Raw genomic sequence first — 372 nt, 5'->3', positions numbered from 1 at the left:
CAGCCCTATGAGTGGGAGCACCACAGCCTGCACATCACCGCCAGCATCGGCATTGCCGTCTATCCCCAGGATGGCACCAGCCTGCACGAGCTGACCCTCAACGCCGATGCCGCCATGTATTACGCCAAGGAGCAGGGGCGCAACGACTACTACTACTTCGACAGCGCCATGAACGCCAACGCCCACCAGCAGTTCCTGCTGCACAAGGAGCTGCAACACGCCCTGGAGCGGGGGGAGCTGGCCCTGCACTACCAGCCCAAATACTGTGCCCGCAGCGGCCAGGTGGTCGGCGCCGAGGCCCTGCTGCGCTGGCAGCACCCGGAGCATGGTGCCGTCTCGCCGGCCAGCTTCCTGCCGCTGGCGGAGAAGAGC

At 66.1% G+C, this 372-nt stretch carries 1 protein-coding gene; it reads left to right on the top strand.

The genetic code is table 11. The annotated features are described in order from the left end of the window. A partial coding sequence (locus J9892_RS22555) for an EAL domain-containing protein (RefSeq protein ID WP_210539077.1) occupies positions 1–372 on the top strand: 372 nt, incomplete at both ends.

This window comes from Aeromonas sp. Prich7-2, from assembly GCF_017939255.1.
Taxonomy (GTDB): domain Bacteria; phylum Pseudomonadota; class Gammaproteobacteria; order Enterobacterales; family Aeromonadaceae; genus Aeromonas; species Aeromonas caviae.
Note: the sequence above shows the minus strand (reverse complement) of the source record. Positions and strands in the feature narration are given on the sequence as shown.